Annotated in this window: 16 protein-coding genes; 5 read left to right on the top strand and 11 right to left on the bottom strand. The window is 69.9% G+C overall.

Translation table 11 applies throughout. From position 1 onward, the window contains the following. Positions 1–95: 95 nt before the first annotated feature. Together ASC60_RS30700 and ASC60_RS30695 are read right to left on the bottom strand one after the other, a co-directional pair. Complete coding sequence (locus tag ASC60_RS30700) at positions 96–896, bottom strand: calcium-binding protein (protein WP_055556690.1); 801 nt, start codon at positions 894–896, stop codon at positions 96–98. Positions 897–1151: 255 nt separating this feature from the next. Further along, positions 1152–1883 (bottom strand): haloacid dehalogenase type II, encoded by a 732-nt coding sequence (locus tag ASC60_RS30695; protein WP_199831090.1) that lies wholly within the window; start codon positions 1881–1883, stop codon positions 1152–1154. Positions 1884–2185: 302 nt separating this feature from the next. On the opposite strand from ASC60_RS30695, the gene ASC60_RS41825 reads away from it, so the two are divergent. Then, the gene (locus ASC60_RS41825) at positions 2186–2953 is read left to right on the top strand and encodes a PaaI family thioesterase (protein WP_159043338.1); all 768 of its coding nucleotides are present in this window, start codon (positions 2186–2188) and stop codon (positions 2951–2953) included. A gap of 143 nt (positions 2954–3096) precedes the next feature. Beyond that, entirely contained in the window at positions 3097–4632 is a 1536-nt protein-coding gene (locus tag ASC60_RS30685; protein WP_055556680.1) for a CdaR family transcriptional regulator, read from the top strand. Positions 4633–4737: 105 nt separating this feature from the next. On the opposite strand, the gene ASC60_RS30680 is transcribed toward ASC60_RS30685, so the two are convergent. The 3 genes from ASC60_RS30680 to ASC60_RS30670 form a co-directional block, all read right to left on the bottom strand. Then, complete coding sequence (locus ASC60_RS30680; protein ID WP_055556678.1) at positions 4738–6099, bottom strand: MFS transporter; 1362 nt, start codon at positions 6097–6099, stop codon at positions 4738–4740. Positions 6100–6187: 88 nt separating this feature from the next. Continuing rightward, complete coding sequence (locus ASC60_RS30675; protein ID WP_055556676.1) at positions 6188–7387, bottom strand: CaiB/BaiF CoA-transferase family protein; 1200 nt, start codon at positions 7385–7387, stop codon at positions 6188–6190. A 226-nt stretch (positions 7388–7613) separates the two neighbouring features. Further along, the gene (locus ASC60_RS30670) at positions 7614–9134 is read right to left on the bottom strand and encodes an aldehyde dehydrogenase (RefSeq protein ID WP_055556674.1); all 1521 of its coding nucleotides are present in this window, start codon (positions 9132–9134) and stop codon (positions 7614–7616) included. 185 nt (positions 9135–9319) lie between these two features. On the opposite strand from ASC60_RS30670, the gene ASC60_RS30665 reads away from it, so the two are divergent. Beyond that, positions 9320–10693 (top strand): MFS transporter, encoded by a 1374-nt coding sequence (locus ASC60_RS30665; protein WP_055556673.1) that lies wholly within the window; start codon positions 9320–9322, stop codon positions 10691–10693. Positions 10694–10734: 41 nt separating this feature from the next. Here ASC60_RS30665 and ASC60_RS30660 read toward each other — a convergent pair whose 3' ends face one another. The 5 genes from ASC60_RS30660 to ASC60_RS30640 all read right to left on the bottom strand — a co-directional run bounded on the left by ASC60_RS30660 (position 10735) and on the right by ASC60_RS30640 (position 14816). Continuing rightward, positions 10735–11703, bottom strand: coding sequence for a pirin family protein (locus ASC60_RS30660; RefSeq protein WP_055556671.1), 969 nt, complete (start codon positions 11701–11703; stop codon positions 10735–10737). Beyond that, positions 11700–12389: a phosphatase PAP2 family protein gene (locus ASC60_RS30655; protein ID WP_055556669.1), complete on the bottom strand. Its 690-nt coding sequence runs from the start codon at positions 12387–12389 to the stop codon at positions 11700–11702. The genes ASC60_RS30660 and ASC60_RS30655 overlap by 4 nt, the downstream gene beginning before the upstream one ends. 65 nt (positions 12390–12454) lie before the next feature. After that, positions 12455–13390, bottom strand: coding sequence for a M56 family metallopeptidase (locus tag ASC60_RS30650; RefSeq protein ID WP_055556667.1), 936 nt, complete (start codon positions 13388–13390; stop codon positions 12455–12457). Between the two features lie 110 nt (positions 13391–13500). Further along, positions 13501–14151 (bottom strand): DUF5134 domain-containing protein, encoded by a 651-nt coding sequence (locus ASC60_RS30645; protein ID WP_079038723.1) that lies wholly within the window; start codon positions 14149–14151, stop codon positions 13501–13503. Positions 14152–14279: 128 nt separating this feature from the next. Beyond that, entirely contained in the window at positions 14280–14816 is a 537-nt protein-coding gene (locus ASC60_RS30640) for a helix-turn-helix domain-containing protein (RefSeq protein ID WP_107097205.1), read from the bottom strand. A 127-nt stretch (positions 14817–14943) separates the two neighbouring features. On the opposite strand from ASC60_RS30640, the gene ASC60_RS30635 reads away from it, so the two are divergent. Then, positions 14944–15669 carry an AzlC family ABC transporter permease gene (locus tag ASC60_RS30635; RefSeq protein ID WP_055556663.1) on the top strand — a complete coding sequence of 242 codons (726 nt, stop codon included), beginning with the start codon at positions 14944–14946 and terminating at the stop codon, positions 15667–15669. Continuing rightward, the gene (locus tag ASC60_RS30630; protein WP_055556661.1) at positions 15654–15977 is read left to right on the top strand and encodes an AzlD domain-containing protein; all 324 of its coding nucleotides are present in this window, start codon (positions 15654–15656) and stop codon (positions 15975–15977) included. The genes ASC60_RS30635 and ASC60_RS30630 overlap by 16 nt, the downstream gene beginning before the upstream one ends. A 19-nt stretch (positions 15978–15996) precedes the next feature. Here the strand turns inward: ASC60_RS30630 and ASC60_RS30625 are convergent, their stop codons facing one another. Continuing rightward, positions 15997–16383 carry a VOC family protein gene (locus tag ASC60_RS30625; RefSeq protein WP_055556659.1) on the bottom strand — a complete coding sequence of 129 codons (387 nt, stop codon included), beginning with the start codon at positions 16381–16383 and terminating at the stop codon, positions 15997–15999. Between the last annotated feature and the right edge of the window lie 77 nt (positions 16384–16460).

The raw sequence follows: 16460 nt of genomic DNA, 5'->3' as shown, positions 1-16460 counted from the left end.
AGGCAGAAGGGAACGGCCCGGGTCGTCGGCCCGGGCCGTCTTGTCGTTCAGGACCCCGAGGTCCTCGTGATCTCTCGAGGTCCCCTCAGAACCCCTCAGAACCCGTCGGGGATGGACCCGTCCTGGTCGATGACGTTGTCGCCGGGGCCGCCGTCGATGCCGTCCTGGCCGGGGCCGCCGAAGAGGTAGTCGTTGCCCGGTCCGCCCTTGATGGTGTCGTCGCCCTCTCCGCCGTCGATCGAGTCATCGTTGCCGGCGCCGTCGAGATAGTCGTCGCCGGGGCCGCCGTAGATCTCGTTGGCCACGTCATCGCCGATGACGGTGTCGTCGCCGTCCCCGGCCCACACCGCGAACGAGTCGGTGATGGTGTCGTCGCCGGCGTTGCCGTTCGCGTTCGTGGCGTGGCTGATGGTGTCGTCGCCGTCGCCGCCCACCGCGACGGAAGCGCCGGTGATGGTGTCGTCCCCGGCCCCGCCGTAGACGTTCACATCGCCGCCGGAGATCTTGGCGCTGTCCTTGCCGCCGCCGAGTTCGACGTTGCCCTGGTCGCCGCCGTGGTCCGGGTCGGGGACGGGCACGGTGCAGGTCACATATGTCAGGTCGGTGGCAGTGGGGTGGGTGCAGCCGGTGCCGGTGGTGATCTTGACAACGTCGTCGACGCCGAAGGTCAGCGTGGTGTCGGTCTCGCTGACCCGCTTGATGACGAGCTTGTTGGTCTGGCCGTCGGCCGCCGTGTAGGCCATCACTCCGTCGGTGACGGTCACGGTGGCCGGCGACGCGGACGAGGTGGCGGCCTGGGCGTTCCAGGCGAAGAGTCCGGTGCTGGCCGCGGCGGCCAGTAAGGCGGCGACGCCGACCGGGCGGACGCGGCGGGAGCGCGGGCCAAGGGTGGACACGAAAAGCCTCCGTGGGGAGTGGATCTGATTGCCGATCACCCATTTCGACGGGGAAAATGCGCGCGGGGTTGTGCCATTCCCATGCCCTGTTCACCGATCTCTTCGAATTCCCCTGTGCGTTCAGTTCCACGACACCGGGAATTTCCTCCGCGTTATCGGAATGTGCGTTCTCCGAGCGATGGGATTCCGATGAGTCCCGTCCACGCCTTCCGCGGGCCGGGGCGCGGTTGCTCGCCCCCGGCCGCGGGAGAGGTGTCAGCCCTTGACCCGGGCCACGACCGTGTTCGCGAGGTCCGCGAAGTCGTCCACGACCAGGGTCGGCGGGTAGTACTCGTTGCCGAAGGGGCGCTTGCGGCGGTCGACGAACGCCGTGTGCATACCGGCGGCCTTCGCCCCTACGCAGTCGAAGGCGTGGTTCGCCACGAACAGCACCTCGGACGGCTCGAGGCCGACGGCCTTGGCGCCGGTCGCGTAGGTGCTGAAATGCGGTTTGAAAGCGCCGGCCTCCGCCACCGAGACCACCCGGGTCCACAGGTGCTCGGTACGGGAGAACTGCACCCCGGACTCCAGCATGTCCGGGTCACCGTTGGACAGGATGACGAGCTGGAATCCAGCGTCCTTCAGCCGCGTCAGGGCCTCGATCACGTCGGGGAAGGGCTCGAGCCGCTCGATCTCCGAGACCAGGGCACGGACCTCGTCCATCGTGTGCGGGATGCCCGCACGCGTCAGGATGTAGTCGACGGTCTGCCGGCCGATCTCCCGGTAGGGGATGTGCGCGCGGCCGAGCAGGGCGTCGATCATCGAGTTCTCGAAGTGTGTACGGCGCCACCAGGTCACGATCCGGTTCGCCGGCTGCGCGGTGTAGTTCTTCGCCTCCAGGTACGGAGTGATCGCCTTGATCAGGCTGCCTTGCATGTCGACAACCGTGCCGTAGAAGTCGAACATCAACGCCTTGACGCCGGTCAAGGGTTCGGACTGCTCAGTCACGTCGCGCCCTCCCATGGGACGAGTGGAATCGGACGCGTCGAACGCTAGGCAGGCCCGACGCGGTCGGCATCGGAGGAAAGCCTGAGGCCAGGCAGCCGTGATTGGGGAGTTCCACCTCGCGCGGACGGACCGTCCGAGGGAAGGTGACGACCGTGTCCACTCATCTCGCCACGCCGGATCCTGATGACTCGTCTGCCGACTGGACGCTCCGCGCGCTGACTCTCGCCCGGTCGACGGGCGCCCCCGTCCTGGCATGCCTGGCCGGACTCCGGGCCAGGCCGGCGACACCGGGAGGTTTCGCGTTGGGCTTCGCCGACCGCCCTGCGCCGCAACGGCTGGGACTGGTGGAAATGGCGATGCTGGCCGACCTGACGTTGGGCGGAGCCCTCCGTCAGGAAGTCGGCCGTACCCGACCGCTGCCGACGCTGAGCCTCACACTCGACCTCGCCGCACCGCACGACGCCGACAGCGCGTCCGTGACCGCCGAGGCGCGCGAGACCGCCGTCGGAGACGGCGTTGCCACCGCCGCCGGTTCGCTCCGAGGGCCGCGAGCCGTCTTCGGACACTGCGCCGCGACGTTCGCGGTACCTTCGCGAGGCCGACAGGACGAACTGCCCTGGGACGATCCGGATGGTGCCCACCGGCCCGGCTCCTCGGTCCCGCTCGATCCGGGCAGTCTGAGCGATGCTGATCAGTCCCTCCTGCGTTCCGTGCCGGCGGCGGAGGACACCGGTCTGTCGTGGGGTGACCATCTGGTCACCGAGGCCACAGTCACCGGCCCGGGTGGGTTGGTGCTGACCCCGACCGCGGCGATGACCAATCGTGCGGGCGCCGTACAGGGCGGAGTGCTGTTCGCCTTGGCTGCCCACTGCGGCGCCCCTCGAGACGACAGCTTCCCTCCCCGGTTGGTCTCCGGGACGATGCGCTTTCTGGCCGGTACCGGCGCCGCGGCGCCGGTGAGGGCGGAGCCGCTGGTCGAACAGGTCACTCGCCGATCGGTGTTCACCCAGGTGCGGCTCCTCCAGGACGAGGGCGTCCGCGCCGTTGCCGGGCTTGTCTACCGCCGCTGACCAGCATGGATGCATGATGTATGCAGCCAGGTCGGGCCGTCACACAGCAGGCCGGCAGCCGAGCAGCGGGACAGGAGAACGCCGTGAATCTGTGCGATCTGTTGGAAGCAACGGGAGCGGGCCCGTTGCGAACGGTCCACCTCGTGAACGGAGGACTGGCCCGGATCAATGACGTCGTCATCGTTGATTCCGCGTGTCCTCCCGCTGCCGGCCAGGTCATTCTGGCCGTCGGAGTCCAGCTCGATACGTCCTCGGGGCGTGAGCTGATCGCCGAAGCGGAGAGGGCGGGAGCCGCCGCCGTCGTCTTCCGCGCCGCGGGGGCCGTCGGCGTCGTGCCGAGCGGCACCCGGACGTCCGTCCTTCTCGCCGACGCCCACCTCGGCTGGGCGCAGCTCCTGCTGCTGCTCCGCACCCTGGCCTCCGCCGCGCAGGACGAGACGAGCGCGGATTCCCCCGACCAGCCCACCCCGAGTTCCATGCACGGTCTCGCGGACGCGATCGCGACGATGGTCGGCGGCTCGGTCGTGCTGTACGACCGGGCCCACCGGGTGATCGCCTACGCGGTGCAGGGCCACGAGATCGACAACGTGCGCCGAGACGCGATCCTGGGAAAGCGGACTCCCGAACGGTGGATCAAGCGGTTCACCATCGACAGGTCGGCTTATCAGACCTTCCGTAACGTGGGCGAGGTCGTCAGAGTCGACAGCTATGAGGAGATGCGGCCCCGGTTACGGATCGCGATCCACGCCGGCGGCGAGATCCTCGGCGAAATCTCCGTGGCCGAGGGACGGCAGCCACTCACCGCCGAGGCCGAGGAAGCGCTCAAGCGCGCGGCCGGCCTCGTGGCACCGTTCATGCTGCGCCACCGTGTCGCCGAGGACACCGGCCGTACCGCCCGTGAGCAGATGCTCCGGGGGCTCCTTGAGGGAAATCCCACCCTGGAAGCCCAGACGATCAGCTCCGGGCTGGACCCCGGCCGTGGGCTCACCGTCGTCGGATTCGCCCTGCACGCGGAGGACCGGACCGATGTGACATCGGCCGAGGTCTTCGCCGAACGCCTGATACATCTGCTCTCCCTGCAGGTTCACAGCCTTGATCCCGCAGCGGGTGTGGTGTCGGTGGACGGCGCCTACTACGCCCTGATCCCCACGCTGAGCCGAACAGCCCACGAGTTGCTCGTCAGCCGCCTCAGGCCCGCGCTCGCCCAGCTCCAACGCCTCGATATCGAAGGGTGCGCCGCCATCGGGAGGCGGGCCACCAGTCTGCGGGAGGTCCCCGTCTCGCGGAGCGATGTCGATGACCAACTCCTGGTGCTCGGGCGGCGGCAAAGCTCGGGGGTCATCGGCACGAAGCAGGTTTTGTGGGCGGACATGACGCTGCTGCCGGCGGAACGAGCGGTGGCAGCGGGGGATCCGGAACTGACTGAGCATCTGGGCCGGCTTGCCGCGCACGACGCTCGGCACGGCACGGAATTCGTCAAGACGCTGCACACCTATCTGGAGGTGTTCGGGTCGACGTCCGCCGCGGCGGAGCGGCTCGTCCTCCACCCCAACACCTTGCGGCACCGTCTGGGGCGACTCGCCGAAATCTCGGGGGTCGACCTGGAGGATCCGTCCCAGCGGCTGGCGCTGGCCCTCCAACTGCGTGCGCGCGCGTTGCCGGACTGCTCGCGGCCGTAGGCCGTCTCCGAGGCAGGCGCGCGACATTTTGCGCACCGGAGAGACCGTCCGCCGCGACGGCCTGGCGCGGGGGCCTGCCGTGACCGGTGGGGGCTCCCGCTCCACTCAGGCGTGCTGACCGGTTGTCGTCCCGTCCGCCACGTCGCGGTCCTTCGTCTCGGGAAGGGCGCGAACGCACACCAGGCTGACCAAGGCGGTGGCTGCGAGCATGCCCCCCACCGCCATGCCGCCGAACGACGTGGAGAGCACGGGGGCCACCAGCGGAACGACGCCGCCGCCGAGAACGCCACCGAGGCTGAATGCCAGGCCGGCGCCTGTATAGCGGAAGCGGGTCTCGAACAGTTCCGGCAGGAAGGCTCCTACGGGACCGAAGCAGATGCCGAAGATGACCAGCAGTACCGTCAGCCCGGTGGCGAAGGCGAACGGACCGCCCAGGCCCAGGAGGGGGAACAGCACCAGCGACCACACCAGGCCGCTCACGCAGGAGGTCGTGATGACCGGGCGTCGGCCGAAGCGGTCCGAGGCTCGGCCCGCCACGATGGTCGCCGCTCCGAACATGACCGAGGCGAGGATTCCGATGGAGAGAACGGTGGACCTGCTCAACCCCATCCCGGACGGGCTGGTCCCGTAGCTCGTGAGGAAGGCGGTGCCCATATAGAAGAAGCTGTACTGCATCGTTATTCCGCCGGCCGCCAGGAGAATGTCACGGGGCTGATTGCGCACGACGTCGACGAGAGGCGAGACGCGCGGGGTGCCGGCGTGATTCTCGGCGGCGGCCCGGGCCCGCTGGAACTCGGGTGTTTCGGTGACCGAATTCCGAGCCCACAACCCGACCACGACGAGGGCGATACTCACGATGAACGGGATGCGCCAGCCGTAGTCGAGAAACGTCTGGTTCGTGTTGCCGAAGAGGCCTCCGGTCACCAGGAACGTCACACTGGACAGCATGAAACCGAGAGCTGGTCCCAGCTGCGGGTATACGGCGTAACGCCCCCGCCTCCCAGCAGGTGCGTGTTCAGCCGTCAGCAGGGTGGCCCCTGCCCACTCCCCGCCGACCGCGAAGCCCTGGGCCGCCCGCAGCAGCACGAGGATGATCGGCGCCACGACACCGAGGGTCGCCGATCCGGGCAGAAAACCGATCAGGGTGGTGGCAAGACCCATGATCAGCAACGTCATGACGAGGGAGCGCTTACGCCCGATACGGTCACCGAAGTGGCCGAAGACGACGGAGCCCACCGGACGGGCGACGAAGGCGACCCCGAGCGTTGCGAAGGACGCCACGACGCCGGCTGTCGGGCCGAGTGCGGGGAAGAACACCGTGGGGAAAACGAGGGCCGCTGCGGTGGCGTAGATGAAGAAATCGTAGAATTCAATCGTGGTACCGACGCAACTGGCGAATGTCGCCTTGCGCATGGAGCCTGACGGTATCTCGCCGATGTCTGAGGGGCTTGTCGAACGCGCGGTCATGAGCCACCTTTGCCTCGTGAACGTGGAGTTACCGACTTTCTGCCGCGCCCTCGCACTCCGCTGGAGGGCTAAGTGGTCCCCCCCCGGATCAGTAGGCCTTGCCGACGTCCTGACGCAGCTCGGCCAGAACGGTCTCGGTGTGTTCGCCCAGACCTGGGATCGCGGTAACCGGCTCTGGGAGGCCGTCCAGGTTGAACGGCGACCGTAGAACGCGCACCGGTCCGCCTGGGGAGTCCGCCTCCACCCATCGCACGCGTGCCTCGTGCTGAGGATGGTGCACGAGGCCGTTGAGGTCGTTCACCGCGGCGGTCGGAATGCCAGCGGCGACCAGCCGTTCGATGACTTGTGCGGTGCCAAGCTCGGCCAGCTTTTCCTCGATCACCGGTTCAAGGTCCGCGCGATTCTTCACCCGCAGTTCGTTGGTCGCGAAGCGCTCGTCTTCGACGAGATCGGGGCGATCGATGACCTGCTCGCACAGCCGCGCCCACTGCACCGCGGTCTGCACCGCGAAGTTGACGTGCTCACCGTCGCCGGTGGGGTAGACGCCGTACGGCACCATCATGTTGTGGCGCGCACCGGCTCGCGGCAGCTGGACGTCGGCGTAGAGCTGGTGGTAGGCGGGCGCCATCATCCACTCGCTGAGGCAGTCGAGCATCGAGGTGTCGATGAAGGTGCCGGCACCGGTCCGCTCGCGATGCAGGACAGCCGCGAGGATCGACGACACCGCGTAGACCGCCGCGCACATGTCGGCCACCGATATCCCGACCTTTGCCGGGCGCTCGGGTTCACCGGTGACTGACAGCAGGCCGGCTTCACCCTGAATCAGCAGATCGAACGCCTTACGATCCCGGTATGGACCATCGGAACCGTAACCCGATATGGCGCAGTTGATCAGCTTGGGAAACCGCTTCCGCAGCTTCTCGCGCCCGAATCCGAGCCGGTCCACGGCGCCCGGCCCGAGGTTGTGGACGAAAACGTCGGCGCGTCCGAGCAGGCCGTCGAACGCTTCCCGGCCCTCGTCGGATGTGAGATCGAGAGTGATGCTCCGCTTGCCGCGGTTGGCCCAAACGAAATAGGCGGACTGTCCCTCCACCACGGAGTCGTAGTGACGGGCCAGGTCTCCACCCGACGGACTCTCGACCTTGATCACGTCGGCGCCGAGATCGGCGAGGTGACGGGAACACAACGGCGCGGCTACGGCGTGCTCGAGCGCGATCACTCGAATCCCGGCCAGAGGCGGTTCCTCGATGCCGATCGCGGGAGTCTTCGGAACGTCTGTCTCGGTCATCGACCTTCCTGCACATGGGGGTTCCACCTGCCGGTAAGCCCGGCAGGTGGAGACGACAGCACCGGACAGCTTTGACAGTAGAGGCGGCGAACCGGGGGCCCTTCGGCCGATGCCACGACGTCTCGGCGAGCCTCTTGGCGTCCTGCACAAGTGGTCTGTCAGCGGACGGGGCCGGGGGCCCGGTGAGTACGACCGAGGTGCGGCCGGGAAACGCGCGGCCATGCGCTCAGCCCAGCCGGAACGGGTCACGGCTGACACCACTGAGCTCGGTCCACACCGCCTTCGTCTCGGTGTAGGACGCCAGTGCCTCGGTACCGTTCTCACGCCCGATGCCGCTGGCCTTGAATCCGCCCAGGGGCACTGCCGGGGAGACCGTCCGGAAGGCGTTGATCCACACCGTCCCCGCATCCAGGGCCGCCGCGACCCGGTTCGCTCGGCGGATGTCGTTGGTCCAGACAGCCGAAGCCAGTCCGTAGGGAATGTCGTTGGCCATCTCGACCACCTCCTCCTCCGTCGAGAAGGGGATGATCGAGGCCACTGGGCCGAAGATCTCTTCCTGCGCGATCCGGTGGTGGTTACGGACGCTGCCGAACACCGTTGGTTCGACGAACAGGCCATCCGCGAGATCGGCCCGATCGGGCCGCCGACCGCCACAGAGCAGGTCCACTCCCTCGTCGGTGCCTGCCCGGATGTAACCCATCACCTTGTCCAGTTGGGCGCTGAACGCGAGCGGTCCCAGCTCCGTCTCGGCGAGGAGCGGGTCGCCGATGACCAGAGATCGCGCTCGCTCGGCCAAGGCCTCGCTCACCACACGCACGGACTTCTCCTGGACGAAGAGCCGGGAGCCGGCCATGCACGTCTGCCCGCCGGCGGCGAAGATCCCGCTGATCGCACCATTGATCGCGCCGTCGAGATCAGCGTCGTCGAAGACGATGTTCGGCGACTTTCCTCCGAGTTCGAGCGAGACACGGGTGATGTTCTCCGCCGCCGCCCGCATGACACTGCGACCGGTCGCGGTCGAACCGGTAAACGCGATCTTGTTGATGCCCGGGTGCTCGACCAGGGCTTGCCCGGTTTCCGGGCCACCGGTGAGCACGTTGAACACACCGTCAGGGAAGCCGGCTTCCTTCACGAGACGGGCGAGCCGGACCGTTGAGGCCGAAGCGTGCTCGGACGGCTTCACGACGAAGGTGCATCCCGCTGCCAGAGCGGGGGCGAGCTTCCAGGTCAGCAGCAACAGCGGCGAGTTCCATGCGGTGATCGCGGCGACGACACCCACCGGCTCCTGACGGGTGGTCACGAAAAAGTTCGACTTCTCCGGCTGGATCGACGCGCCACGATTCGTTTCGGCGAGGCCGGCGAAGTAGGTGAAGTACGACGGCAGCGACTCCACCTGGCCACGCATCTCCCGCACCAGTTTCCCATTGTCGATGCTCTCGGCGAACGCGAGTTCCTCGACGTTCCGCGCGATCAGATCGGCGAGCCCGCGCATCAGCGCGGCGCGCTCCGCACCAGTGGTTCGCCGCCACTGGTCACGGAACGCTCGCCGGGCAGCGCGAACGGCGCGGTCCACATCCTCGGCACCGGCACTCGGGAAGCTTGCCCAGGCCTTGCCGTTGTACGGATCATTGCTGACGAACCGTCGGCCCGACAGCGAATCCGCCCACTCACCACCGGTGAACATCGGAAAGTCGACGACGGATGTGTGCGCGTGGGTCGTCCCCTGCGCGGTCGGGAGACCGGACATGTGAATTCCCTCCTCACGAGGCAAACGCGCCGAGCCAACGCAATCGCTCCCGCACGCCCGTGGCGACGGGCGATGCCACGACGTCCGGCGCGAGTCGTTGTCGGCATGAACAACGGCAGAACGGCCGAACGAAGCCATGCTGACCAGGTGCCGCCCCGCGCCGAGGCCAAGCAACGGAGCTTCCCATGTCGCAGGAACATGTTCCGGCCAAAGCCGCCGGCCCCCGAGTCACCGCCAATGTCATACGCGGCTGCCTGGGAAACCTCATCGAGTGGTACGACTGGTTCGTCTACGCATCCTTCAGCATCTACTTCGCGTCCGCGTTCTTTCCTGAGGGAAATCAGACCGCCCAGCTACTGTCCACCGCCATCGTCTTCGCGGTCGGATTCCTCATGCGGCCTATCGGCGGCTGGCTGCTCGGCCTGTACGCCGACCGTTTTGGCCGCCGTGCCGCACTCACGCTCTCCGTCACGCTGATGAGCGTCGGCTCGCTGACCATCGCGGTCACCCCCGGCCACGACACCATCGGAGCGCTGGCACCCACCCTCCTGGTCGCGGCCCGCCTCGCCCAGGGACTGTCGGTGGGCGGCGAGTGGGGCTCCAGCGCCTCCTACCTCGCCGAGGTCGCTCCCGCCGGCCGACGCGGCTTCTACTCCAGCTTCCAGTTCGTCTCGATCGTCCTGGGCCAGCTCGCCGCGCTCCTCGTGATGATCGTACTTCAGCGCTCGCTGAGCGACGGACAGATCGAGGACTGGGGCTGGCGCATTCCGTTCGTGATCGGTGCGGTAGCAGGTCTGGCCGTGATGTACCTGCGGCGTTCCATGGACGAGTCGCAGTACTTCGAGGCGGAGAAGACCAAAGCGGCCATGCAACATTCCGCGACGCCCGAGCGCCGGGGCCTGATCTCGCTCTTCACCGAGCACCCCCGCCAGCTGATCGCCGTGTTCGGGCTCGCCATCGGCGGTACGGTCGGCTACTACACGTTCACCACATACGTGCAGAAGTACCTGGTGAACACCGCCGGCATCCCCAAGGCATCGGTCTCCGCCATCGGCTTCGCCGCGCTCTTCCTGTTCATGCTCCTGCAGCCGGCGGTAGGCGCTCTGTCGGACCGGATGGGCCGCCGCCCCGTCATGTTCGCCTTCTCCGTGGGCGGGATGCTTCTGACGGTGCCGGTCATGACAGTGCTCGGCCACACACACAACCCCTGGATCGCCTTCCTGCTGATGACCGTGTTGCTGATGGTCCTGACGGGATATTCGGCACTGGCGCCGATCATCAAGGCGGAGATGTTCCCCACCAAGAACCGCGCCCTGGGAGTCGGCCTGCCGCACGCGCTGGTCACGGCGACCTTCGGCGGCTTCACGGAGCCCATCGCCCTGGCTCTGAAGAAGAGCGGCCACGAAAGCGTCTTCTTCTGGTACGTGACGGGGTGTATGGCACTCACCTTCCTCGCCACCCTGCTCGTGCGCGAGCCCTCCCGCGCCTCGACCCTGGAGGCGGACTCCATCGTCTCCAGCGGCCAGGATCTGGAGAAGAAGCCCGCTTCCCTCACCTGATGCGAAGGTCCCCGCCAGGCACACGCTCAGAGGAGGCGTGGTCAGCGCGTACGCCCACGAGGTTTCAGGGGCACCGGGGGCAGTTCGGGGGCGGGGAGCGGAGGGCCGTCGTAGCCGTGCACGGTGCCGAAGCGGTGGCCCGCCGACCAGTCCTCACGGGCCTGGGTGATGTCGTCGTGGGAGCGGCCGATGAAGTTCCACCACATCACGATCTTCTCCTCGAAGGGCTCACCGCCCAGCAGCATGAACGCGCTGTCCACGTCCGCGCGGAGGGGAAGCTCGCTTCGGCCGCAGCCCAGGTAGAGCAGGGAGCCGGGGGACAGGCGCACGCCGTCGACCTCGGCTTCGCCGGACATCGTGAGGGCCGCGTACTCGTAGTCGGGGCGCACCGGGAGGCGGGTCTGGGCGCCTGCCGTCAGGGTGATGTCGGCGCCCATCAGGGGCGTGAAGGTGGTGCCGGGCGAGGCGGCGCCGTCGAGGTCGCCGAGGATGACGGTGGCGCGCAGGCCCCCGCCGCCGGTGACCTGGGGCAGCTCGGTGTGGTGCTCCCAGGTGGGGGCCGTGTGCCGGTCGCTGTCGGGGAGGGCGACCCAGAGCTGGGCGCCGTGCAGGAGGCGGGCGTGGGCGCGGGGGGATTCCTCGGAGTGCGCGATGGCCCGGCCCGAGGTCATCAGCCCCAACTCGCCGGGGCGCAGGGTCTGCAGGCTGCTGAGGCTGTCCCGGTGCAGCACCTCGCCGTCGTGCAGCCAGCTCACCGTCTGCAGGCCCATGTGGGGGTGCGGGGGGATCTGCATGCCCGGCTCGTCGGCGATGTCGTCCGGACCGTAGTGATCGACGAAGCACCAGGCGCCGATCATGCGACGGCCCAGGTTCGGCAGCAGGCGGCGCACCACGGTGGACTCGCCCAGCGGGACCTGCTTGGCGGTCAGCAGTTCGCGCACCGGCCGCGCGGTGACGTCGGCGCGGCCGCCGCATACGGTCGCCGTGGGCCGCGGATCGAGGTTGCTCATGGATGAACTCTCCCATCGGAGGGCGACTTCCGCTCGGCCCTGTGGATAACGGCGTTCGGGTAGGTGGTGACCGCCCACGCGACCAGCGCCGCGCCCAGCAGCCAGCCGCCGAGGACGTCGGTGGGCCAGTGGACGCCCAGGTACAGCCGGGTGAATCCGACGCCGAGCACGGAGACGGCGGCCACGGTGGTGACCAGTCGCTGCCAGAGGGCCGGTGCGCCGTGCAGCTTCAGGAGCCACAGGAGCAGTCCGAAGGTCACGGTCGCGGTGAGGGCGTGACCGGAGGGGAAGGCCGCGTAGTGCGCCGAGTCCACCGGGTTCACCCAGTGCGGGCGGGGGCGGTCGAGGAGGGCCTTCACGCCCTGTTGGAGCGCGGTGCCGGCGGCCGCCGTGGCGACGACCCACAGGGCGGACGTCCGCTCCCGGCGCAGCAGCAGCCACAGGACCATGACGGCCGTCAGGGCGCGCATCGCCCAGGGGTCCCAGACCCAGTCCGTCAGCACTCTGCTGGTCCCGGTCCAGCCGGGGTGGTCGAGCGCGGAGCGGTGCAGCGGGACGACGACGTCCTGGTCCGCGTCCAGCAGCGGCCCCCAGCGGGCGGCGACGAGCGCGAGCAGCACGACGAAGAGGGCGGTGAGCACCGCTGCGACGCGGAAGGCGTGGGGGTGGCGGATCTGCGGCTGCATGGTGTCGATGATCGCCGACGCCGGGCGTGCGGGGCCAGCACCCGGGCGAACCGTACCCGTGAGGGTCAGCCCAGCACCCGCAGCGCCGGGACCAGGGTCACCAGCAAGGGGACGACGGGGACCAGCGCCGCCGCGGCGGTGAGTTGCAGACGGCGTACGGGGGAGAAGCGCGCCGCGGGGGCCAGGAGCCGGTCCACGCGCTGCGGGACCTGTGCGAGTCCGCTGGGGCAGGGGCCGAACACTCCCCGGTCCTCGTTGAGTTCCACGAGCGCCAGCGCCGTCGTGGTCCGCCCGAACCGCCGTGACGCCGAGTCGTCGGCGGCCAGCTCGACCAGCCGGTGCACCTCGTCCCGGAACGCCGCGAACACCGGCACCTGCGGGAAGCCCCCGGCGAGCGCGCCGGCGCAGTGCAGCAGCCAGTGGTGGCGGGCCCGGACGTGGCCCTGTTCATGGGCGATCACGGCGTCCAGCCGGCGCCCCTTGAGGCGGCGCAGGGCGGCGGTGGTGATGACGAGCTGGGGCGTGGGGCCCGGCAGCCACCAGGCGTCGGGCTTGTCGCCCTCCAGGACGACCAGCCGCTCCCCGGCGGGCTCCTCGCCGGGCAAGACGGGGGAGCGGACGAGGAGTTCGGCGCGGTGCTGCCTGCGCCAGGCGCGGGCGCGGCCGATCTCGCGGGTGAGCATCGCGGCGGACCACACGGCGCCCAAGGCCAGGGCGAGGGCGACGGGCGCCGCCCAGGGGCCGTAGCCGGACAGCGCGTACGCCTCCACGACGCCGTTGGGCGCGGGGGCGAAGACGTTCCCGCGGACGGCCTCCGAGGCGGCCGCGGCGGTGAGTGCCATGGTGAGCGCGCAGCACAGCAGCACTCCGACGACGACGCATTGCCATACCCACAGTGCGAGTACGGGTTCGCGGTCGACCCATGCGGAGCGGGACATCAGGCGCGGCGCCATTGCCGCCACCAGTGCGCCGAGGCCCATCAGCGCGAGCGGGACCATCATGGCCGTCAGCCTATGGTCGGGGCGGTCGGCCCGGGTACGTCCGCGCGGGCGAAGTGACGTACGCCACGGTTTGCGCGGCGGGCGTCGCACGGCGTACGCGGCGGGCGGGCTCAGAGCGTCAGCAGCATCGCGAACATCCCTATGGCCATCGCGAGCCTGCACGCATGCCGCAGTTCGGGCCGCCGCGACCAGCCGGCCCGCGGCGCCCCGGCGGCCGCCGCAGTGTCCGTCATGGGCAGCAGCCGCAGACCGGAACGGACCGCGTAGACCGCGAAGTAGGCGAGGAGCGCGCCGGTGAGCGCCGGTATGCCGCCGGTCATGCCGTCCGACGTCATGTCGCCGCTCGCCGTCATGCCCCCGCCTGCCGCCATGGAGGCGTCATGGCCGTGGCCGCCCGCGGGGCCCGCCATCATCGCGAGCGCCATGTACGCCATGGCCAACGCCCCTATGGCGTGGTGCAGCCGGTGGTGCCCCGGCCATCCGGCGCCGCGCCGCACCGGCAGCAGCTCCCGTACGGGCACGACGGCCCGTACGGCCGCCACGCCGAACACCGCCGCGAAGACGGGCGGGCCCCATGGGCGGGGGTCCAGGGCGGCGGACGGCACGGCCATCGCCGCCATCCCCCACCCCATGAACGCCTCGGCGCGCGCGATCCGGCGGCCCGGCCCGGGCGGCTCGGCGCGCATCTGCAGCAGGCAGTACGCGCCGGTGGCGGCGCACAGCGCGACCAGCAGCCAGCCGATCAGCGGAGGTCCGTGCACGACACACCTCCCGGTCCGGCAACGCCGCGGATGTATGCCGGGAGACTGCCCGCGCGCGGACCGGGCTACGGGAGCGCATGGGCGCAGTGGGGGGAGCGCGCGGATGCCCGGCGGTCGGTGCGGGCGGGTCAGTTGTGCTCGGAGATCAGCACGGCCCGCGTCGCCGGTTCGAGCGCCTCGAAGATATGGGGCAGGTCGGCCGGATAGGCGATGTAGTCACCGGGGCGCAACTCCACCGGGTCGTCGGCGAGGCCCACCCGGGCCCGGCCCGTCGCCAGGACGACGTGCTCCACCACTCCGGGCATATGCGGTTCGGAGGCGCGCGCCGCACCGGGTTCGGCGCTGAGGCGGTAGATGTCCCGGCGCGCGCCGGACGGGCTCGCGGACAGCATGGCGGCCTGGTAGTCGGCCTGCGCGGAGGTGAGCGTCGCGCCCTCGTCGGCCCTGATCACCTGGACGCGGGGGCGCGGCGGGTCGAGGAGCCGCGAGGGCGGCACGTCGAGGGTGACGCACAGCGCCCACAGGGTCTCCAGGCTGGGGTTTCCGCTGCCGGACTCCAGCTGGGACAGGGTGGACTTCGCGATTCCGGCGCGCCGGGCCACCTCGGTGAGCGACAGCCCGGCCCGGCCGCGCTCGCGTCGCAGTACGGCCGCGATCGTGCCCATCGGGACCTTGGCCGAAGCCGCCCGAGCCGCCGAAGGCGCCGCCGGTACTTCCTGTGCCATCCGTTCGCTCCAGACGTTGACGTGTTCGATTTGACGAACGCCATGCGCTGTGTTCATTCTATGCGTCATGCATTCGATATGGAGAACGCTCGATCGTGTGCTGCTGCGGGACATCGCGCTCGTCTGCCTGGCCGTCGGCGTCACCGGCCTGTCCTACGGGGCGGTCGCCGTGGCGTCCGGTCTGCCGCTGTGGGTTCCGGCGGCCCTGAGCGTGCTGGTGCTCGCCGGTGCCTCGGAGTTCCTGTTCGTCGGGCTCATCGCCGCGGGCGGCAGCCCCGTCGCGGCGGTGCTGGCCGGGCTGGTGGTCAACGCCCGGCATCTGCCGTTCGGGCTGGCCCTGCCCGATGTCCTCGGACGCGGCCGCCGGCGCCTCCTCGGCAGCCATCTGATGAACGACGAGAGTGTCGTCTTCGCGCTCGCCCAGGACACCATCGCGCGGCAGCGCGCCGCCTACTGGGCCTGCGGCCTGGGCGTCCTGCTGTGCTGGCCGCTGGGCGCGGTGACCGGCGGCCTGATCGGCGCGGCCATCGACGACACCGATCTGCTCGGGCTCGACGCGATGTTCCCGGCCATCCTGCTGGCCCTGGTCCTGCCCGGGCTGCGCGACCGGGACAAGCGGCGGGCGGTCCCGGTGGGCGTCGCCATCGCCCTGGCCACCACCCCCTTCCTGCCCGCCGGAGTGCCCGTCCTGCTCGCCCTGGCCGGGGTGGCGGTCACCGCCGTACCGCACAAACGAGACAAGGCGCACAAGACCGGCAACCCCGAGGAGGAGCGCCCGTGCCCGGCCCCCTGACGCTCACCGCCGCGATCCTCGCGCTCGCGGCCGGTACGTTCGCCCTCCGGTTCGCCGGGCCGCTGCTGCGCAGCCGGATCACGCTTCCACCCCGGGTGGAGAAGCTGATGGAGACCTCAGCCGTCGTCCTGCTGGCCGCCGTCGTGGCGACGGCGGCGCTCACCGAGGGGCACGGCCCCGCCGGGATCGCCCGTCCCGCCGGGGTCGCGGTCGCCGGAGTGCTCGCCTGGCGCAAGGCGCCGTTCCTGGTGGTCGTCCTGGCCGCGGCCGTCACAGCGGCCGGGCTGCGTCTGCTCGGGGTGGTCTGAGGGCTGTCCCGCAGCGGTGTCAGGGGCGGTAGCGCAGGGGGTGGTCCTCGGGGACCGCCACGACCGCGATCCGTACGCCATCGGGGTCGGCGATCCACATCTCGACCAGCCCCCACGGCTCCTTCTTCGGCGGCCGCAGGATCTCCACGTCCCGGGCCGCCAGCTCCTCGTGGGCCGCTTCCGCGTCCGCGACCTGGAGCCACAGCTGGAGCCCCGGTGCGGGCGGGGTGTCGGAGCGGCCGGAGACCTCCAGGAAGCCACCGCCCAGGAAGTAGACCGTGCCGCGCTCGGGGCCGGTCCCGAACTCACGGTAGATCGGCAGCCCCAGCGCCTCGCCGTAGAAGGCCCGTGAACGCTCGGGGTCCGTCGGCCGCAGCAGTGTGCGGCTGCTCAGTACGTGCACCATGACCGTGACCCTACGCACCCCGCCCCGGCCGGGACCGGGTTAGGGTCTTCTTCTCGTCATCCGCCCGCCCGCCCCCC

This window comes from Streptomyces sp. NBRC 110028, assembly GCF_001417735.1.
Classification (GTDB): domain Bacteria; phylum Actinomycetota; class Actinomycetes; order Streptomycetales; family Streptomycetaceae; genus Streptomyces.
The sequence above is the reverse complement of the archived record's forward strand: the minus strand, read 5'-3'. Positions and strand labels throughout refer to the sequence as shown.

What these genes read in the sequence shown, in the direction of transcription:
- ASC60_RS30640 (WP_107097205.1), bottom strand. Translation starts at nt 14,816, where the DNA reads ATGGGCACGATCGCGGCCGTACTGCGACGCGAGCGCGGCCGGGCCGGG.
- ASC60_RS30675 (WP_055556676.1), bottom strand. Translation starts at nt 7,387, where the DNA reads ATGACCGAGACAGACGTTCCGAAGACTCCCGCGATCGGCATCGAGGAA.
- ASC60_RS30625 (WP_055556659.1), bottom strand. Translation starts at nt 16,383, where the DNA reads ATGGTGCACGTACTGAGCAGCCGCACACTGCTGCGGCCGACGGACCCC.
- ASC60_RS30635 (WP_055556663.1), top strand. Translation starts at nt 14,944, where the DNA reads ATGCATTCGATATGGAGAACGCTCGATCGTGTGCTGCTGCGGGACATC.
- ASC60_RS30655 (WP_055556669.1), bottom strand. Translation starts at nt 12,389, where the DNA reads ATGCAGCCGCAGATCCGCCACCCCCACGCCTTCCGCGTCGCAGCGGTG.
- ASC60_RS30660 (WP_055556671.1), bottom strand. Translation starts at nt 11,703, where the DNA reads ATGAGCAACCTCGATCCGCGGCCCACGGCGACCGTATGCGGCGGCCGC.
- ASC60_RS30665 (WP_055556673.1), top strand. Translation starts at nt 9,320, where the DNA reads ATGTCGCAGGAACATGTTCCGGCCAAAGCCGCCGGCCCCCGAGTCACC.
- ASC60_RS30670 (WP_055556674.1), bottom strand. Translation starts at nt 9,134, where the DNA reads ATGTCCGGTCTCCCGACCGCGCAGGGGACGACCCACGCGCACACATCC.
- ASC60_RS30680 (WP_055556678.1), bottom strand. Translation starts at nt 6,099, where the DNA reads ATGACCGCGCGTTCGACAAGCCCCTCAGACATCGGCGAGATACCGTCA.
- ASC60_RS30650 (WP_055556667.1), bottom strand. Translation starts at nt 13,390, where the DNA reads ATGATGGTCCCGCTCGCGCTGATGGGCCTCGGCGCACTGGTGGCGGCA.